The organism is Alteromonas sp. CyTr2, from assembly GCF_947311905.1.
GTDB lineage: Bacteria > Pseudomonadota > Gammaproteobacteria > Enterobacterales > Alteromonadaceae > Alteromonas > Alteromonas macleodii.
Window position 1 is genome coordinate 111,727 of record NZ_CAMZMZ010000003.1, and the last position, 16,932, is coordinate 128,658.

Here is a 16,932-nt window from a genome sequence, read left to right on the forward strand (position 1 = left end):
ACGCGTAAAATTTAGGTAAAAAAAACGGCATCCCAATGATGCCGTTTCTTCAACTTGCCAATGCGATGTTGGTCACTTTAAGCATTACGCAAATGATCAGCCACCAAGAATGCCATTTCAAGTACTTGGTCTGCATTTAAGCGCGGGTCGCATTGCGTTTTGTAGGCTTGCGCTAAGTCTTCATCGCTAATTTCATAAGCACCGCCTGTACACTCCGTTACGTGCTGACCGGTCATTTCAAGGTGAATACCACCTGCGTGAGTACCTTCTGCTTCGTGAGCTTGGAAGAACTGCTTAATTTCTTTCAAAATTGCATCGAAGTTACGGGTTTTATAGCCGCTAGATGCCGAGAACGTGTTGCCGTGCATCGGGTCAGAGCTCCACACTACGTGTCTGCCTTCAGCTTTCACTTTACGCAATAAGCGTGGCAAATTGTCGGCTAAATTATCGGCGCCCATACGCGTAATTAGCGTTAAACGACCTGGATCGTTTAGCGGGTTAAGCGCATCAATCAAACGAATAAGCTCGTCTTCTTGCATGCTTGGCCCTACTTTCACACCAATTGGGTTGTGAATGCCACGGAAAAACTCAACGTGTGCGTGGTCTAGTTGACGCGTACGCTCGCCAATCCATACCATGTGAGCCGAACAGTCGTAAGGCTTACCGGTAAGGGTGTCGATACGCGTTAGCGCCTGTTCGTAGTTCAACAGCAATGCTTCATGCGAAGTAAACAGCGAAGTCTCATGCAGTGTAGAACTGGTTTGTGCATTAATGCCAATAACATCCATAAACTCAAGGGTATCTTGAATACGGTTAGCCATATCCGAATAACGCTCTTTAAGCGGGTTATTTTCAACAAACGCCATGTTCCAGCGGTTGACTTCGTGAAGGTCGGCCAAACCACCTTGCGCGAACGCGCGAAGTAAATTCAGTGTTGACGCACTGCGATGGTAGGCTTCCAACAAACGGTCAGGATCTGGTCGACGGGCCGCTTCGGTAAATTCGAAGTTGTTGATGATATCACCACGATAGCTTGGCAAGGTCACGCCATCGCGGGTTTCGAAATCTGATGAGCGCGGCTTGGCGTACTGGCCTGCCATACGGGCAACCTTAGTTACCGGACAACGACCAGCAAAGGTAAGCACAATGGCCATTTGAAGAATAACTTTAAAGGTATCGCGAATTTTAGGCGCATTAAATTCGTCAAACGACTCAGCACAGTCGCCGCCTTGTAAAAGAAAGCCTTTACCCAAGCTGACTTCACCTAGCTGGCGTCTAAGCTCACGGGCTTCAGCAGCAAATACAAGCGGTGGATAAGAACTTAATGTTTGCTCTACTTCTTTTAAACGTACTTTGTCGTCGTACTCTGGTTGCTGAAGAATAGGTTTATTTCTCCAACTGTCTACTTGCCAATTACTCAACGGTGTTCTCCTGAATAAAAAACGTAGGGCAAACGTTTTACTGAAAATATTTATTGAAGCTAGATGCTTCGAATAAAAAGACTGTAACGCGCTTAACAGTGCGTCTGTAGCGCTTTTTTCTAATCAGCCTAATGTGAAAATGTGAATCTAAAAAAATGCTGGGGGCACTTTACCACATTTATTCTAGGGAAATAGGTGCGCAAACTTGAATTTCTAGAAAGTTATCGTGCTTGCTTATAGCAAAATGGCATTCAAACACACTTTCTAAGTTTGTTTGCGTGGCCACCTCTTGTGGCTTACCGAACGCTACCATGCGACCTTTTTGCATAAGCCATAAACTATCGCAATAGTTGGCACTAAGCGCGATATCGTGAGACGTCATAAGTAGGGTATTCCCTTTGTCGCAAAGGAATTTTACCAAACTAGCCAGTGCATATTGATGTCTTATATCAAGTCCTTGCAATGGCTCGTCTAAAAGCACAACCCCCTCTCCGCGCTCTAACTGCGGCCATATTTGCAAAAGCGAACGACAAATTTCTACTCGCTGACGCTCACCGCCAGAAAGCTGGGTGACAATTTGGTTCAAGAAACCCGATATTTCGAGTGCTTTTTCTAAAACCGGAGGAATTAGTACATCTTGCTGTGCTGTTGCATAAAAGCTTAGGTACTCTTTTACCGACAAGTGAAAACCACTTTCGCTTTGTTGCGCTAAAAAGGTGCGCACACTCGCAAGTGTTGCCAGCGACCAATCGTTCATTGGTTTACCTAGCAGCATGACGGTGCCCTCATCAGCGTCAATAAGGCCCGCAAGGGTAAGCAACAGCGTTGATTTCCCTGCCCCATTTGGCCCTATAATGTGAACGCACTCGCCTTTTTTTGCACGTAAACCTTCCACCGAAAGTCGCGATGCTACTTTTACATTCTGTAAGCTTAAAACGGTACGACTATCTGCTAGGTTATGGCTATTCGCTGGGCTATTGCTATCCGCTTCGCTTGGACTTTCTCCTACACCATTTTTGCTGCTGTTTTGCTTTGTGTTAACACCAAGTGCGGCATGGCCACTTGTATTTATTTTTACATCGCTGGTCGAAACTGGGCGTTGGTGGGTAGTACTATTGTTTGTCGTCATTTCATTTCCCCCTTCACTACCCTTTTATTTGACCTTTTGCTAATGCCCAAATTAATAATGGACCGCCTAACGTAGCTGTTACCATAGACACCGGAAGCGTAATGGCACGGGTCATTTCAGAGCTTAACGCAACCAGCATCAGCAGGCTTGCACCACTTAATGCACTTAACGGCAACAAATAGCGATTATTATGCCCGATGATCAAACGTAAGATATGCGGTACTAATAAGCCAACAAAAGCAATAGAGCCTGCCATAGACACCGCAGTGCCTACAGCAATAGCGCAGACAATGAGTGCGCGCTCAGTGAGTTTCTCCACATCCACACCACTGCTTTTTGCTGCAAGTTCACCAGCATAGAGCTTGTTTAAATCGCCAGCGAAATAAAGCTGTAATGCGACAGCAACAGCGATTAACGGGCCGCCCACCGACAAAATTAACCAGTTAGTTTGGTACAAACTACCCATTAACCAGAAAGTAAGATTGCGCAGGGCATTAGCGTCGCTGAACATGTAAAGCCACGCTATAACGGCGCCGCTAAGAGTAGAGATGGCAATACCAGCAAGAATAACAGCCGTAGAGGAACCCAGCAGTTTTCTTGCTAAGCGGTAGATGATAAATGTAGATAACAACGCACCGATAAAACACCCCAACGGCAATAAATAGTGCAGATAAGCTGTAGCCCATTGTGGGGTTAGCAGTAGCAAAAGCGCAGCAACCAAGCTTGCGCCACTCGTAATGCCAATAATTCCTGGGTCTGCTAAGGGATTCCGCAGCACCACCTGCAAGGTAGCGCCACTTGTAGACAGTGCCGCTCCTACTAAACACGCAGTAAGAATAAGCGGTATTTGAAGCTGAACGATAATATGCTGTTTTAGTTCAGCCGCCGTATCAGACAGCCCTGTCACGCTAACAATCCCTACCACACCTATGACGAGTGACAAAAGTACTGTTATTACAACCAAAGTGACGGCGGTGCGTTTAGTTCCTGTCATTGTCAATACGGGTTCTCAACGTGGGCTTTCGAGATGGTTTATCAATATGATTTGCGTTTATTGTTGTTGGGTTTGTTTAATATGCGCAATCAAACCGTCCGACGCTTCTTCGATAAGATCCAACACCAGCTCAAAGCCGCGCTTGCCGCCATAATATGGATCAGGTACTTCTTTATCGTCTGCATTTGCAAAATCAAGAAACAGCTTAATTTTATCGTGGTACTGGCTAGGCGACATACCGTGCAAATTAGCAAGGTTGCTGTTATCCATGGCAAGAATGAAATCAAATCGCTCAAAGTCGCTTTCATCCACACGTCGGCATTTTAGCCCTTTGAAACTGTAGCCACGTTCTACGCCTGCGGCTTGCGAACGCTTATCGGGCGGGTTACCAATGTGATAGCCGTGGGTTCCCGCTGAGTCAATTTCAATATTTAATCCGGCTTGTGCAGCCTTGTGTTTGAACACGGCTTCTGCGGTTGGAGAACGACAAATATTACCCAAACACACGAACAACACCGATGTAGATTGTTTCATTCAAAATCCTATTTCAACGCAGTGACGGAGCGCGACTAAACTTTATGCCTAGTTTCACGTATGATACGCCGTCAGAAAAATTGTGGAGTTAGTATGACCGCACATGTACTTATGCTAAGTAGCTCACGTCAAGGCGACGAGGCTTACTTAGAGCACGCTAGAGCGCTTATTTTTGCACACTTAGGCGAAATTCGCGACCTTCTATTTGTTCCTTATGCCGCCGTCACTCAAACGTACGATAGCTATGTAGACGCCGTTGCAACCGCCCTGCCAGAGTGCAAGGTTACGGGCCTACATACCGTTGAAGATCCGGTTGCCGCTGTAAATAACGCAAAGAAAAACGGCCAAGCCATTGTTGTAGGCGGTGGAAACACCTTTCACTTGCTTTCTACCCTTTATGCAAACGCGCTTATTGTGCCAATAAAGCACGCCATCGCCGATTGTACGCCTTATATTGGCTGGAGTGCGGGTTCGAATATTTGTGGTCAATCAATTAGAACCACTAACGACATGCCCGTTATCGAGCCGCCTAGCTTTGATGCACTAGATATCGTGCCGTTTCAGTTAAACCCGCACTACACCGATTATCAGCCGCCGGGCCACAATGGCGAAACCCGCGACCAACGTCTGGCAGAGTTCACCACGCTTAATCCAACCACGCCAGTAGTTGCTATTCGCGAAGGCACTGCGCTGCGCCTTACTCATAATCAACTTACCCTAGTGGGTGAAAAAGACGGCTTTATCTTTTTAGGTGAAGAAAAAACGTCAATTCATTCAGGTGATGATTTAACTTATTTGCTTGATAGCGGCGAATAGCGCCTCATCATTAGGCGCTACTTGGTAGGGAATTTCTGCCAGTAGCGGTTCGGGTAACATGGCTTTAAGAGAGTGCAGATTTTCTTGGTATCGCGTCATGTTACCCGTGATGTCGTTCGCAACCCATCCTTTAATGGTAAGTCCATCGGCGCGAATTGCTTCTGCGGTTAATAGCGCATGATTCACGCAACCTAGTCGCATGCCTACAACTAAAATCACATCCATTTTGAGTGTTTTCACGACATCAGAAAGATAGTAAGTGGGCGTACACTCATCACCTACCGTTAGCGGTAAACGCCACCCACCTGCACCTTCCATTAACAAAAGATCTGGTTGATAGGCGTGCAGTTCGTCAAGCCCTTTTGCAATCTCGTCAAACGTTAACGCAACACCTTCTTCAAGGGCAGCAATATGTGGTGCAATAGCCGGCTTTAGTGCAATTGGGTTTATTTGATGCAAAGGAAGTGTCTGTCCACTTTCTTCGTTTTTTTCATTTGCGCTTTTTAGCTGGTGATTATCTGTAATTTTAATGGCTTTATTTGTGCGTATTTTGGAGCACGCTTTCTGAATATTTAGCGCATCTTCGTTAACCCACTCGCCGTTTATCTGTTCGCATCCGGCTGCGATAGGCTTGTAGCCGATGGCGCTTAACGAGGCTTTTTGCGCAGCTTGTAGTAGTTGGCAGGTAACATAGGTTTTACCTACTTCGGTGTCGGTACCGGTAATGAAATACTGCTTCATCGTTTTTCCAATCTAAAATGACTTACGCGGTAGGTAAGCTGTAACTTACTTTCTACACCGCTCATATTGCTGTAAACCATGGCTAATTTTTTAATATCTCGACGGGTGAGCGGCGGTTGTTTTTGGCCGGTCTCTCCTGCCCCTACACCTTTCACAGAGCGCAGTAGCGACATAATATCGCCGTGAGTATCGACATAATCTTTAGTAATCACCCGTTGCAAAGAGAGGCCCGAGTGCTTAAAGCTACTTACCCATTGTGCGGTTGTTGGCATATAGGTTTCGGCCTGTGGAAGCTGCGCTACTTTGCGCGCCGTTTTAAGTTCACTAAATGAACCCGCCACCATGATAGCCAGTTCGGCAATACCACTTTTTTTAAGCACTCGCGCTATCTCATTAGCAACAAGCCCAGTATCACTAACCCACTGAAGCGCCATAGATGAAAATACGGTTGAAAATTGGCTATCACAGAAAGGCAAATCAACCGCACTACCCTGAATAAAAATGGGGTCAGAGTACATTTTTCTGGCCTGTGCTAACATGCCCACGGCAATGTCTACGCCAGTTGCAGCTGCACCTTTACTTGCAAGCGTTTGGGTATGAATGCCTGTACCACAGCCAATATCAAGAGCCGTCCCCTGTAAGGCTATAGGTAAGTTTCTTATTGCCTGCTTAGCAATAATGCGCTGAACACCCGCAATACTGTTGTACTGCACAGCCGCTTTTGAAAAACGATGTGCCACGTCCTGCTCATTAATTGCTGAAGCAGTACCATTACGCTCAGCTTTTGCTGCGCCTTTAGTTGTTATAGAGCCTTCAGCTGTAACATTGCCTTCAGTCTTAGCGCTCTCCTCAGCATTCAAGTGTGCTGCAGCTTTGGAAAGGCAATCAGAAGGGTAAGCAGTTTTAACTGTGAGAGTCCCTTTAGCGTTGGTCGCCCTCTCAGATTTAAAAGATGTCTCGGACAAAAAAGCCCCGTTTACCTTAAAAGCCGCCTGCGCCGCGTCACGCGACAGCTTACCGTCGAAGAGACTTCTCGATTCTGCCGACATAGCAGCTTTTATAGCGGGACTTAGTGACATCGTTACATCTCTTTTTTACTTACAGAGTCAGGAGTATTCACAGCGCTGTCTGATTCTTTTTCTACTGAAGTCTCACTTAACAGAAAGTTATTAAGTGAAAGTTCTAGCGCATCAAGCAATACGTCAATATCTTGTGATGTATGATTTGACGTAAGCGTTATACGCAGCCTGTCTTGGTTTTTCGGTACAGTAGGCTGCCTGATAGCCGTTGCCCAAATGCCGCGCTGTTTTAGCCCGTCACTTAGTGCAATTGCACGTTTTGGGCTACCAACAATAATAGGCTGAATCGCGCTTTGCGATTGCCCCAAAGTGATTTCAATTGGTGCTTTGTCTTTCTCGGTTGAATTGAGTGTCTGTCCAAAGCGTTTTTGAAACGACTCTCTGAAATAGGCGATATTGGTATGTAGCGTCTCACGGCGGGCAGTATCACTGGCGATATGTGTAAGAGAGTACAAGGTCGCGACCGCTTGCGCTGGCGGCATGGCAGTGGAATACACGTAGTGCTTCGAAAAATTCACCAGATAATCAATTAGGGTTTGGCTTCCCGCAATAAAGGCGCCGGCCGTGCCCACTGCTTTGCCAAATGTTCCCATAACAATAGGCGCTTGTTGCTGGCTTAAGTTTAGTGCTTCTGCTGTGCCGAAGCCGTTTTCACCCAATACACCCATACCGTGTGCATCGTCTAACAAGAACCATGCATTATATTTAGCGGCCAGTTCAGCGATACCTTCGCAAGGCGCTACGTCACCGTCCATACTAAACACACCTTCACTGGCAATCAGAATGTCTTGCTGGTTTGCATCAGAATTACCAACCGCATCGGATAACTGGCTGTGACAAACGTTTGATAGCACGCTCTCTAAATGACTTAGATCGTTATGCTTGAAACGGCGAAGCTTAGCGCTGTCAGATACACACTGTGCCCCCTCTAAAAACGAAGCGTGCATGAGCTTGTCGGCAATAATATGACCCGCACTCGCGCTTTTATTAGGGTGAGACATGTGTGGAAAAAGTGCCATGCACAGTGCCTGATTGGCGGCAAAGCCAGAGTTAAACAACAGCGCAGCTTCTCGGTTTAACCCATCGGCAATGTAGGCTTCTAGCGCCAAATGAGCCTGTGTGTGCCCAGTTACCAAAGGCGATGCACCACTGCCACCACCAAATTGCGCTAGCCCCTCAACCCAACTTTGCAATACACCCTCATGCTGGCGCATGCCTAGGTAGTCATTGCTTGAAAAATTAAGGTAGTGCTCACCGTTAATACAAATAATGCTGTCTTTTTCGTATTGTTGGCAGTGGCGCTGGCGCAGCAAGCCCTGCTCGGCACGCGCGCTCAGCGAATCGTCTAACCAGTGAAAGGCCATTACGCCTCCGTTAAATGCTGTTTCTTTGGCGCTACCTTAGGCTTGGTTGCATCAATAAACAAGTCGTTACTGTCGTCGCCTTGTTCTTGTTGCTGGGCAATTTCTTCTTCTAACACTTGTTGATGTGCTTCGTCTGAGTAATCCCTAGTACGTTCAGTGTTAATACCAAGCTTTTTGAACAACATTACGTCTTCGTGGGTATCTGGATTTGACGTGGTTAACAGCTTGCAGCCATAGAAAATAGAGTTCGCGCCTGCCATAAAACAAAGCGCCTGCATTTGTTCGTTCATTGCTTCGCGGCCTGCCGACAAGCGCACATGTGACTTAGGCATCATAATACGAGCAACGGCAATAGTGCGGATAAACTCAAAATAGTCCAAGTCTTCTACACTATCGAGTGGCGTACCTTTTACTTTAACCAACATATTAATAGGTACACTTTGAGGCTGCTCAGGAAGGTTTGCTAATTGCACTAACATACTAGCCCGATCGCTCACCGTTTCTCCCATGCCAACAATTCCCCCAGAGCAAACGTTCATGCCTGCAGCACGCACGTTTTCTAATGTATTCAGTCGGTCCTGGTAAGTACGGGTCGTAATAATATCGCCGTAGTATTCCGGAGAGGTATCAAGGTTGTGATTATAATAATCAAGGCCCGCTTGCTTTAAGGCCACAGCTTGATCGCGGGTTAACATACCCAGCGTCATGCAGGTTTCTAAGCCTAAGCTTTTCACCTCTTCAACCATTTTTAAAATGTAAGGCATGTCTCTGTCGCGTGGGTTTCGCCAAGCGGCCCCCATACAAAAACGGGTTGAGCCTACTTGCTTTGCTTCTTTCGCACGCTGGATGACTTTTTCAATTTCCAGTAATCGTTCTTTTTCAAGGCCCGTATCATACCGAGCACTTTGCGGGCAGTACTTACAGTCTTCAGGGCAAGCACCGGTTTTAATCGACAAAAGCGTGCTGACCTGCACTTCATTCGGATTAAAATGCTGTCTATGCACTACTTGGGCATTAAACAGTAAATCGTTAAATGGCATGGCAAACAAAGCTTCGACTTCGGCTTTGGTCCAATCGTTTCGAATAGTTGTCGTTTGCGCAGAAGGCGCACTAGCCAGCGTCATTGACTGTCCTTTACTAATTATTATCGCTGGCTTAGTCTATGCCCCAATATCGAGTTGTCAACTCTGATCAATTCAAAACCTTTACCAATGGTTATTTTGTGAACAATATAGAATTTGATAAACAACACATTTGGCACCCCTATACCTCGGCGGTTAATCCCCTTCCCTGCTATGAAGTAGTTAGTGCAAAAGGCGCTGAACTTACCTTGGCCACAAGTGAAGTGCTAGTAGATGGCATGTCTAGCTGGTGGGCAGCTATTCACGGCTACAACCATCCTGTACTCAACGATGCTGCGCACAAGCAAATTGACGCATTTTCTCACGTTATGTTTGGCGGTATTACCCACCAGCCGGCGGTAGATTTGTGTAAATCTTTGCTCAACATGGTGCCGGCAGGTTTAGAGCGTGTATTTTTAGCAGACTCTGGCTCAGTGTCTGTTGAAGTTGCGATAAAGATGGCGATTCAGTATTGGGCGTGTCAAGGGCGCTCAGAGAAGTCACGCATTGTCGCGCCGCGCAATGGCTACCATGGCGACACGTTCGCTGCAATGAGCGTGTGCGATCCCGTTAACGGCATGCATAGTTTATTTGAGGGTGTACTAAGCAAGCAGATTTTTGCGCCCGCTCCTCAAACTCGCTTTGGCCAAACGTTTAGCGAAGATGACATTCTTCCACTTGAAGAGATTTTTGAAAAGCATCACCACACGATGGCAGCCCTTATCCTAGAACCTGTTGTTCAAGGCGCGGGAGGCATGCGTATTTACCACCCCGAATACTTAAAGCGCTGCCGACAGCTTTGCGATACCTACGACGTACTTTTAATTTGCGATGAAATTGCTACTGGCTTCGGCCGTACAGGTAAGCTCTTCGCTTGCGAGCATGCAGGTATTTCGCCTGACATCATGTGTTTGGGTAAAGCGATTACGGGTGGTTATATGACACTGGCCGCGACCTTGTGTACCGAAGACGTGGCTTTAGGGGTTTGCCAAGGGGAGCCTGGCGTCTTTATGCACGGTCCAACCTACATGGGCAACCCGTTAGCCTGCGCGGTGGCCAATGCCAGCCTGTCGCTCATTAACGAAAATCATTGGCAGCAACAAGTCCCTATCATTGAGAAACAATTACAAACCGAATTGGCAAAATGTGCAGACTTGCCGCGAGTCGCTGACGTAAGGGTGTTAGGTGCTATAGGGGTAGTCGAGACGGTAAATCCCGTCAATGTAGCCGAAATTCAGCGCCATTTTGTAGAACAAGGCGTGTGGATACGGCCATTTGGGAAACTGGTATACATTATGCCTCCGTACATTATATCTTCCGAGCAGTTAAGTAAGCTGACCCATGCGATTTACACCGCCTTGAAATAGTGTGTGAGATTGTTACGCTAACTATCTTCTTTTTGGGTGAAATATGAGTTTTGAATGACGAATTAACATCAGATGGCCCGAGGGTTGATGTTAGTTTTGTTATAAAGTGAACATTCAACTTTAAAGCGGGTCACTAATTAGATCATTAATGCAGAGTGTTTATAGCGAGATTTGAATGATAGTACGTGTTTTAGATAAAGTTGTATTTGCAGTCTTGTTTATCATTACACTTCAAGTCCCCATCTTGGCGGATCATTATCGTCAATACCTCAATGGTTATTATGATGCACTGAGAGATGAAGTTTCTAGTTCGTCAGCGCTCGCCAAGCAGCATGGTTTTTCTTCGGTTGAAGCCATGCTTGAAAGCTTACAGAAAAACAGTGAGCCAGTTGTGCGAGAGAATGCCTCGATGAAAGCCACACGCTTCGCCCAGATCACCACTTTAGAGCAAGGCATGAGGAAGTTAGAGCACGGTCATTACTTCGAAAAGCTTGTGTTTATGGCCTCGCCTTCTCAATATGGTACGCTGAAGCGCGTGTTAGATAATTTCAGCCCCTCTGTCCCACTAACGCCTTCGTCAATTGTGTTCAGCCTTGTTACCGCTATCTTACTTAACCTGTTAATTTGGACGCCACACTTCTGCTATTGTCAGGTTAAGAAAATTAAAAATAAACCCAAACGCTACGCTTATAAATAGCACTTGGGTTTATCTTGTTAATACGTGGTTTATTATTTTTTTAAAAAGCCACTTCTACCAGTCCCACCAAACCAACACATTAGATCTTAATGAGCTTCATGGCTTTGGTATTTCATTGCCTGAGATTTCAAGGCGTTATACACGGCATGCACTAGAATCGCTCGGGCCTCTCTCTATCCGTCAGCCGGCTTAGCTATTTTTTTCGTATAGCTTTTCCTCGTTTTTTTCCTCTCTCTTTTTCTCGCTCTCTTTTTCTCGCTTAAGTGAGCCTCAACAGTTGCGATCCGCATTAGGCACATTTGGCGTGTTCTAAGTCATCTACTAGTAAGAGTTGGCATCTTTGCTGCAACACTTATTATGAGTGTGTGTTGAGATGTTGCTGAATTTACACTACGTCTATCAAAGTAAACACTTAATGCCTTTGATAAACAGCAACTTAAGCACAAAAAGCTATACAGGAGATATTATTATGCCAACAGATGCACAATTATTAATCGGGAAAGTGTTGCAAATAAAAGACAAAATTATTGCAAAACGTCACTGTATTCCAAGCGACCTAAAAGCGGAATGGAACACGTTAAATGAGCAAACAGCGTGTTTTGAAACTGAGGCGCTTTATAGAAGTGCTGTGAAAGGCCAGGAAATGAATAAGCACATTGATTATTCAGGTTCGGTGAAAGAGCTTTCTCAATTAGTAAAACAACTTAAAACGCTAAATAAAAAGGTTAACGTTACACGAGTTCATCACTAATACCTGCGATGACACGCCACGGTTATGGCTATTTTAAGTTTCGCTGAGTGGGTATTTATCTTTGCGGACTAATGGTATGAGGCCTCAAGCATTCTCCGTGCCTCAGGCCTAAGCAAAAATTCGTGTTACTTTTTCTTTTTAAGGAGTACCAATGTTCTTACTTTACGCGTGCCATAGCTGGCAAGCCTTAGAAAGTCTTCGCGGGCAACCGGAATGTGTTGATACTCGACAGGCTGCCCCTCACTCGCATCTGGATCGTGCAGATAATAGCAATGAGAATCGCAGCTAGTCACCGCAACCCAATGGGGAACCTTTTTCTTATCGAACGCGTATGTGCTGATTAAGCACAATACTGCCCCGCCAGCTTTAAGGGTTTGGTCGATAACATCAACTCGCCAGTCAGAGATTTCAACAGAAATGCCTTTTCTACGTGCCTCTGCCATAAACTGCGACTCAACATTTTCGACTATCGCTTTCTTGTTAGTATCTCTAACGCCATCAACAAAAAGCGGGACATCCTGATTGATGACCACTTTCGCTGCATAACCTTCGTTTACCGCGGCGAGCGCTAATCCCACCGGGTGGCAACCGCCATGACCTGACATCATAAATATCGTGGTAGCAGTACGCCACAACGATAGTTCTTTTTTTTGGGTCATCTCATAGCGATTGTTCAATGCACACATTGCCATCATTAATGCTGACGGACCGCAGGTAAAATCAGTCGTCTGTTGGTACCACGGATAAACCTCTGGCTTAACTGACTTACTCGGCACCAACACTTTTTGCATACGTAATGCGTCAGTGTGATCGTCGTAGTAATCGGTATACATACCAAACTGAGTAAACCCTAACTTTTTATACAGAGCAATGGCGCCAGCATTACCTACTGCCACTTCCAGGCGCATAAATCGCTTTCCCCGCAAAAGCGCCCGCTCCCCCAAGCTATTTATGAGCTTTTCAGCAACGCCAAGCCCCCTCGCTTCAGGCAAAACTGCAATAGAATAAAGTCGAGTGAGCTGCGTTCCACGACGCAGCAGCAACAGTCCATAGCCAACAATACTATTTACACTCGGCTTATTTTTGTCGAGGTTAGAACTTGAAGTCGACGGCTCACGCTCGGCCACAATAAGCTCTGCGTGCTGTGCATCAATGTAAAATTTGAAACGGCTTTTACTTAACCTGTCGGTGGTGAAACAAGTTTGCTCAATGTGCTGAAGCGAAGCAAGGTCGTGTAATGTCGCAACGCGTAGCACTACACTCGACTGCGTAGAAGGCACACCGGCACCATTTGTCGATTTAGTATTAGATACGCCCTCAGCTAGGCCAAATGCACGATTTGCGCTTTCCTGTGGACTTGCATTATTCACTTCAATTACTCGCTCAGCCGATGTGATCATCGCCCTCTTTGCTCCAACCTGTCAGCAAATTCCTGCATAATTAATTCGTACAGCTCTTTGCCTAAATATTTATCTTCCACACCCGAGTCAATACTAGGGTTGTCGTTCACTTCAATAACATAAACCGCATTGCCGGCTTGCTTGATGTCTACACCATATAAGCCATCGCCCACGGCTTTAGCGGCCTTGATAGCGGCTTGTAACACCGGCTTAGGCACTTCAAATGTTGGCATAGTGGCAAATCCACCCGAAGAGAATCGATCTCCCTGATGGTTGTAAATTTGCCAATGGTTGCGCACCATAAAGTATTGGCAAGCGTAAATAGGTTTGCCACCTAATACACCAATTCGCCAGTCGAATTCAGTGAATATATATTCCTGAACCAAAACAAGTGCCGATTCAGCCAGCATTTGTTCTAAGCGCGCTTTTAACGCTTCTTTATTTTCAGCTTTATGCACACCGCGGGAAAACGAGCTTTCTGGCAGTTTTAAAACAAGCGGCAAACCAAAGTCAGCTATGAGTTTTTCGCATACTTCATCAGTAGCGCTCGATACAAACGTCGCTTTCGGCGCTGGCACTTTTTGATAAGCAAACGCATCTTGCAGGTACACTTTGTTACAGCAGCGCAGAATTGACTGCGTATCGTCCATAACCACAATGCCTTCTCGCTCTGCGGCACGCGCTAAACGGTAAGTATGATGGTCAATCGCCGTCGTTTCACGAATGAACAATGCATCATAGTGACCCAATTCTTCTTGCGACAGGCGACTCACCACATCTGCGCGAAAGCCCACTTTTTCAGCTGCTTTAACAAAGTTTTTAATGGCGCGTTCGTCACTAGGCGGCGTGCTCTCTTCTGGGTTAACCAAAATGGCCATGTCCCAACGAGTACGCTTGCTCGTTTTACCAGCCTTCCACTGTATTTTGGTATGTGCTTCTAATTGCTCAATGAAACGCGCTTGTTGCTTGGCATCTAAGTCTTTAAACGCTTTTGCCTGTACGCTTGCAAAGCCTTCAATTTGTACTTTACCCGTGGCTTTAGGCGACACTTTCGTATCGGTAACTGTTGGGCTTAACACCAAAACAGGGTACGGGTATTTTTCAAACGCTTGGCGCGCCAAACGCTTAAAGCGCTGATCTTTCACTTCGCCGAAAAGTACTAATATAGGCTCATCAGTAATTTCTGTATTGTCTTGAGATACCGACAAAGAGAAGACGATGCGATCGATACTTTTCTCTTCCGCCATGCGTAAATCGTTAATGGTATTTACAGAAGGCAATACAGAGTGATTACGTGCCTGAGCCAAAAGTGAACAATAGTACCCTTCGCTTAAGTAACGCGTGGTATCACAAATATTAATAACGCGTGTTTTGGGCTCGTTCAACTTTGGAAACTCAGCAAGATAATCTTGAAAAGTCAGCACGGTTAAAGCTGTGTTACAAAAAGGAGTAACATCATCAGTAACAATCAGTGTATTGTGCATGTAATTCGCTTCTAAGTAGTGTGTTGTCAGTTACAATTAAGGGCGTGTTTGTTCAATTTACAAACACGATTAAAGTAGCGCTGAGTTTACGCTTTACTCATCATTTGCATAGCATTATCAGCACGGCTTTTTTTCATCGTTAAGACAACGAAAACTAATGTGCATTTGAATAGATTGAAACGACTTTTGTTTATTGAGTTTGCCTATACATTGAAGTAAGCAAACAAGATACGAATGGTTTAAGGAGTACGTATGTTATTAGCCAGCTTGGCTATTTTAATCGGATTACCGGTTTTGCTTTGGAGCGCAGGGAAGTTTGTAGGTGGTGCCGCATCGGTAGCCAATCATTTCGGTGTTTCCCCCTTGCTCATCGGTATGCTCATTATTGGGTTTGGTACATCGGCCCCCGAGATTATTGTTTCCATATTTGCTGCAATCCAGGGCAACTCTGGCATAGCGCTGGGCAACGCCTATGGCTCAAATATCGCCAATATCCTGTTAATCCTTGGCCTTACCGCAATCATTAGTCCTATTGCGGTTAAATCTGAAATCATTAAGAAAGAGCTGCCTGTTTTACTTGGCATCACCTTCTTTGCCGCATGGCAGGTGTGGGACTTAAATATCTCGAAAGACGACGCATTCTCTTTGTTGGGACTGTTTGTGCTTCTGCTTTCTTGGAGTATTTATCACGGTATGAAAGGCGACAAAGACGCCCTCGCCGACGAATACGATGAAGAGATTAATAGCAACGAAGGTACGGTAAAAACCCACGTAATGTGGTTGATTGCGGGGCTTTTATTGCTAGTTGCAAGCTCGCGTATGCTGGTATGGGGCGCGGTAGAAGTCGCCACCTTCTTTGGTGTTAGCGATACTATTATCGGGTTGACGGTTATCGCAATTGGTACATCGTTACCAGAACTTGCATCATCGCTAATGGCGGTGAAGAAAGGCGAACACGATTTAGCCATTGGTAACGTGATCGGATCTAATATGTTCAACACTTTGGCAGTAGTGGGCATTGCAGGCACCATTCAGCCAATGACTGTAGGTTCTGAGTTTTTATACCGCGACGTTATGGTGATGTTCGCATCAACCATTGCCCTATTCATTTTCTGTATTGGCATTAAGCGCCAAGGACGTTTAAACCGTCTGGAAGGCGGAGCATTTGTGCTGGCCTACGCGGCCTATACGTACTGGCTTATCCAAGCTGCTTTTATTTAAGTTATTGCCGCAAGCCTTGTAAATAATAACGCTTATTATGCATCGCTCACTTGATGGGAAGCTCACTGCAAACCCATCAAGTAACATAAACACAGCTTGTCGAAAGCGCTACTCACAAGGCTTTGTTATTTGTCCTTGAGTTATATTTTTGTCGTGCACCGCATGTAGAGCGCTTTCTCTATTATTTACAGGCCCAGTGTGGTAGCCAGCGTGATTAGGCTTATCGCCGCAATAGCAAATAGAATGAATAGGTTTATGCCAAAGCTATCGCTTTGACGACGGTTTCTTCTGGCACGCATAATTATGCTAACCAAACTCACTATTAAACATACCTGCAGCATGATGGTCATGGCCGATAAATGACTTTCAGACCAACTGGTATCGCCTTTTATTTCCCAGTACTGCTGCACGCCACTGATAAAGTCAGGGCGCGCATAGTGAAACAGTATGAGTACGACAACCATGCCAACCCAGCCAACGATGTTTAACCCAAGCATCACCTTATAAAAAGGCGTTTTAGAACGGGGCGTTGAACGTCGCTCTGCAAGTTGCTCGTAAGTCATAGAACTTCTCTCATTTTCGGCATCGCTAGAACGGTCAGCGTCACTTTGCGTAGCACTCGGTTCTTGTGCTTGCTGAGACACTGGCGTGTTCGAATCATTTTTATTTCCCATTTGTCACTCTGTTCTCTGGCATCCCGCTTTATGTTGGGTATACTAGCGTGCTATTGGATTGTATTTCATTGGTTATTTTTACATCACCAAGTCATGTTTCGATCTGTATTTTGCTTACATTTGGCGTCAAGCGAATTGC

16 protein-coding genes are annotated in these 16,932 nt (G+C 45.7%); 5 read left to right on the plus strand and 11 right to left on the minus strand.

Going from position 1 to position 16,932, the window contains the following annotated elements; genetic code table 11:
• Positions 1–77 precede the first annotated feature (77 nt).
• The 4 genes from QME20_RS03130 to QME20_RS03145 all read right to left on the minus strand — a co-directional run bounded on the left by QME20_RS03130 (position 78) and on the right by QME20_RS03145 (position 4,078).
• The gene (locus QME20_RS03130; RefSeq protein ID WP_014978802.1) at positions 78–1,421 is read right to left on the minus strand and encodes a 3-deoxy-7-phosphoheptulonate synthase class II; all 1,344 of its coding nucleotides are present in this window, start codon (positions 1,419–1,421) and stop codon (positions 78–80) included.
• Positions 1,422–1,599: 178 nt separating this feature from the next.
• Positions 1,600–2,550, minus strand: coding sequence for an ABC transporter ATP-binding protein (locus QME20_RS03135; RefSeq protein WP_202940847.1), 951 nt, complete (start codon positions 2,548–2,550; stop codon positions 1,600–1,602).
• A 16-nt stretch (positions 2,551–2,566) separates the two neighbouring features.
• Positions 2,567–3,544 (minus strand): iron chelate uptake ABC transporter family permease subunit, encoded by a 978-nt coding sequence (locus QME20_RS03140; protein WP_281715438.1) that lies wholly within the window; start codon positions 3,542–3,544, stop codon positions 2,567–2,569.
• 57 nt (positions 3,545–3,601) lie between these two features.
• Positions 3,602–4,078 (minus strand): low molecular weight protein-tyrosine-phosphatase, encoded by a 477-nt coding sequence (locus QME20_RS03145; RefSeq protein ID WP_014948910.1) that lies wholly within the window; start codon positions 4,076–4,078, stop codon positions 3,602–3,604.
• Positions 4,079–4,171: 93 nt separating this feature from the next.
• Here QME20_RS03145 and pepE point away from each other — a divergent pair, with 93 nt between their 5' ends.
• The gene (pepE, locus tag QME20_RS03150) at positions 4,172–4,894 is read left to right on the plus strand and encodes a dipeptidase PepE (protein WP_061094642.1); all 723 of its coding nucleotides are present in this window, start codon (positions 4,172–4,174) and stop codon (positions 4,892–4,894) included.
• Here pepE and bioD read toward each other — a convergent pair.
• The 4 genes from bioD to bioB are packed head-to-tail and all read right to left on the minus strand — an operon-like array spanning position 4,865 to position 9,202.
• Positions 4,865–5,635, minus strand: a complete 771-nt coding sequence (bioD, locus tag QME20_RS03155; RefSeq protein ID WP_281715439.1) for a dethiobiotin synthase — start codon at positions 5,633–5,635, stop codon at positions 4,865–4,867. The two genes, pepE and bioD, sit on opposite strands and share 30 nt — an antisense overlap.
• Complete coding sequence (locus QME20_RS03160; protein ID WP_281715440.1) at positions 5,632–6,714, minus strand: methyltransferase domain-containing protein; 1,083 nt, start codon at positions 6,712–6,714, stop codon at positions 5,632–5,634. Before QME20_RS03160 ends, bioD begins: the two co-directional genes overlap by 4 nt.
• Positions 6,715–6,716: 2 nt before the next feature.
• Positions 6,717–8,078 carry an 8-amino-7-oxononanoate synthase gene (locus QME20_RS03165; protein ID WP_281715441.1) on the minus strand — a complete coding sequence of 454 codons (1,362 nt, stop codon included), beginning with the start codon at positions 8,076–8,078 and terminating at the stop codon, positions 6,717–6,719.
• On the minus strand, positions 8,078–9,202 hold the full coding sequence (gene bioB / locus QME20_RS03170) for a biotin synthase BioB (protein WP_049585902.1): 1,125 nt from the start codon (positions 9,200–9,202) through the stop codon (positions 8,078–8,080). Before bioB ends, QME20_RS03165 begins: the two co-directional genes overlap by 1 nt.
• A gap of 38 nt (positions 9,203–9,240) precedes the next feature.
• Here bioB and bioA point away from each other — a divergent pair, with 38 nt between their 5' ends.
• From bioA to QME20_RS03185, 3 genes are all read left to right on the plus strand, one after another.
• Positions 9,241–10,566, plus strand: coding sequence for an adenosylmethionine--8-amino-7-oxononanoate transaminase (gene bioA / locus QME20_RS03175; RefSeq protein ID WP_281715442.1), 1,326 nt, complete (start codon positions 9,241–9,243; stop codon positions 10,564–10,566).
• Between the two features lie 175 nt (positions 10,567–10,741).
• Positions 10,742–11,263, plus strand: a complete 522-nt coding sequence (locus QME20_RS03180; RefSeq protein WP_014948903.1) for a DUF2937 family protein — start codon at positions 10,742–10,744, stop codon at positions 11,261–11,263.
• Positions 11,264–11,732: 469 nt separating this feature from the next.
• Positions 11,733–12,014, plus strand: a complete 282-nt coding sequence (locus QME20_RS03185) for a hypothetical protein (protein ID WP_262385672.1) — start codon at positions 11,733–11,735, stop codon at positions 12,012–12,014.
• Positions 12,015–12,139: 125 nt separating this feature from the next.
• Here the strand turns inward: QME20_RS03185 and QME20_RS03190 are convergent, their stop codons facing one another.
• Together QME20_RS03190 and QME20_RS03195 are read right to left on the minus strand one after the other, a co-directional pair.
• Positions 12,140–13,414, minus strand: a complete 1,275-nt coding sequence (locus QME20_RS03190) for a GNAT family N-acetyltransferase/peptidase C39 family protein (protein ID WP_281715443.1) — start codon at positions 13,412–13,414, stop codon at positions 12,140–12,142.
• Complete coding sequence (locus QME20_RS03195) at positions 13,411–14,898, minus strand: RimK family protein (protein ID WP_281715444.1); 1,488 nt, start codon at positions 14,896–14,898, stop codon at positions 13,411–13,413. The genes QME20_RS03190 and QME20_RS03195 overlap by 4 nt, the downstream gene beginning before the upstream one ends.
• Positions 14,899–15,150: 252 nt before the next feature.
• Here QME20_RS03195 and QME20_RS03200 point away from each other — a divergent pair, with 252 nt between their 5' ends.
• Positions 15,151–16,119: a calcium/sodium antiporter gene (locus QME20_RS03200; protein ID WP_049585898.1), complete on the plus strand. Its 969-nt coding sequence runs from the start codon at positions 15,151–15,153 to the stop codon at positions 16,117–16,119.
• Positions 16,120–16,304: 185 nt separating this feature from the next.
• Here the strand turns inward: QME20_RS03200 and QME20_RS03205 are convergent, their stop codons facing one another.
• The gene (locus QME20_RS03205) at positions 16,305–16,793 is read right to left on the minus strand and encodes a hypothetical protein (protein WP_281715445.1); all 489 of its coding nucleotides are present in this window, start codon (positions 16,791–16,793) and stop codon (positions 16,305–16,307) included.
• Positions 16,794–16,932: the final 139 nt, after the last annotated feature.

Excerpts from the sequence above, each read along its gene's own strand:
- pepE (WP_061094642.1), top strand. The coding sequence starts at position 4,172 with ATGACCGCACATGTACTTATGCTAAGTAGCTCACGTCAAGGCGACGAG.
- QME20_RS03145 (WP_014948910.1), bottom strand. The coding sequence starts at position 4,078 with ATGAAACAATCTACATCGGTGTTGTTCGTGTGTTTGGGTAATATTTGT.
- QME20_RS03190 (WP_281715443.1), bottom strand. The coding sequence starts at position 13,414 with ATGATCACATCGGCTGAGCGAGTAATTGAAGTGAATAATGCAAGTCCA.
- QME20_RS03160 (WP_281715440.1), bottom strand. The coding sequence starts at position 6,714 with ATGTCACTAAGTCCCGCTATAAAAGCTGCTATGTCGGCAGAATCGAGA.
- QME20_RS03165 (WP_281715441.1), bottom strand. The coding sequence starts at position 8,078 with ATGGCCTTTCACTGGTTAGACGATTCGCTGAGCGCGCGTGCCGAGCAG.
- QME20_RS03200 (WP_049585898.1), top strand. The coding sequence starts at position 15,151 with ATGTTATTAGCCAGCTTGGCTATTTTAATCGGATTACCGGTTTTGCTT.
- QME20_RS03140 (WP_281715438.1), bottom strand. The coding sequence starts at position 3,544 with ATGACAGGAACTAAACGCACCGCCGTCACTTTGGTTGTAATAACAGTA.
- QME20_RS03205 (WP_281715445.1), bottom strand. The coding sequence starts at position 16,793 with ATGGGAAATAAAAATGATTCGAACACGCCAGTGTCTCAGCAAGCACAA.
- QME20_RS03195 (WP_281715444.1), bottom strand. The coding sequence starts at position 14,898 with ATGCACAATACACTGATTGTTACTGATGATGTTACTCCTTTTTGTAAC.
- bioA (WP_281715442.1), top strand. The coding sequence starts at position 9,241 with ATGCCCCAATATCGAGTTGTCAACTCTGATCAATTCAAAACCTTTACC.
- QME20_RS03135 (WP_202940847.1), bottom strand. The coding sequence starts at position 2,550 with ATGACGACAAACAATAGTACTACCCACCAACGCCCAGTTTCGACCAGC.
- bioB (WP_049585902.1), bottom strand. The coding sequence starts at position 9,202 with ATGACGCTGGCTAGTGCGCCTTCTGCGCAAACGACAACTATTCGAAAC.
- QME20_RS03180 (WP_014948903.1), top strand. The coding sequence starts at position 10,742 with ATGATAGTACGTGTTTTAGATAAAGTTGTATTTGCAGTCTTGTTTATC.
- QME20_RS03185 (WP_262385672.1), top strand. The coding sequence starts at position 11,733 with ATGCCAACAGATGCACAATTATTAATCGGGAAAGTGTTGCAAATAAAA.
- bioD (WP_281715439.1), bottom strand. The coding sequence starts at position 5,635 with ATGAAGCAGTATTTCATTACCGGTACCGACACCGAAGTAGGTAAAACC.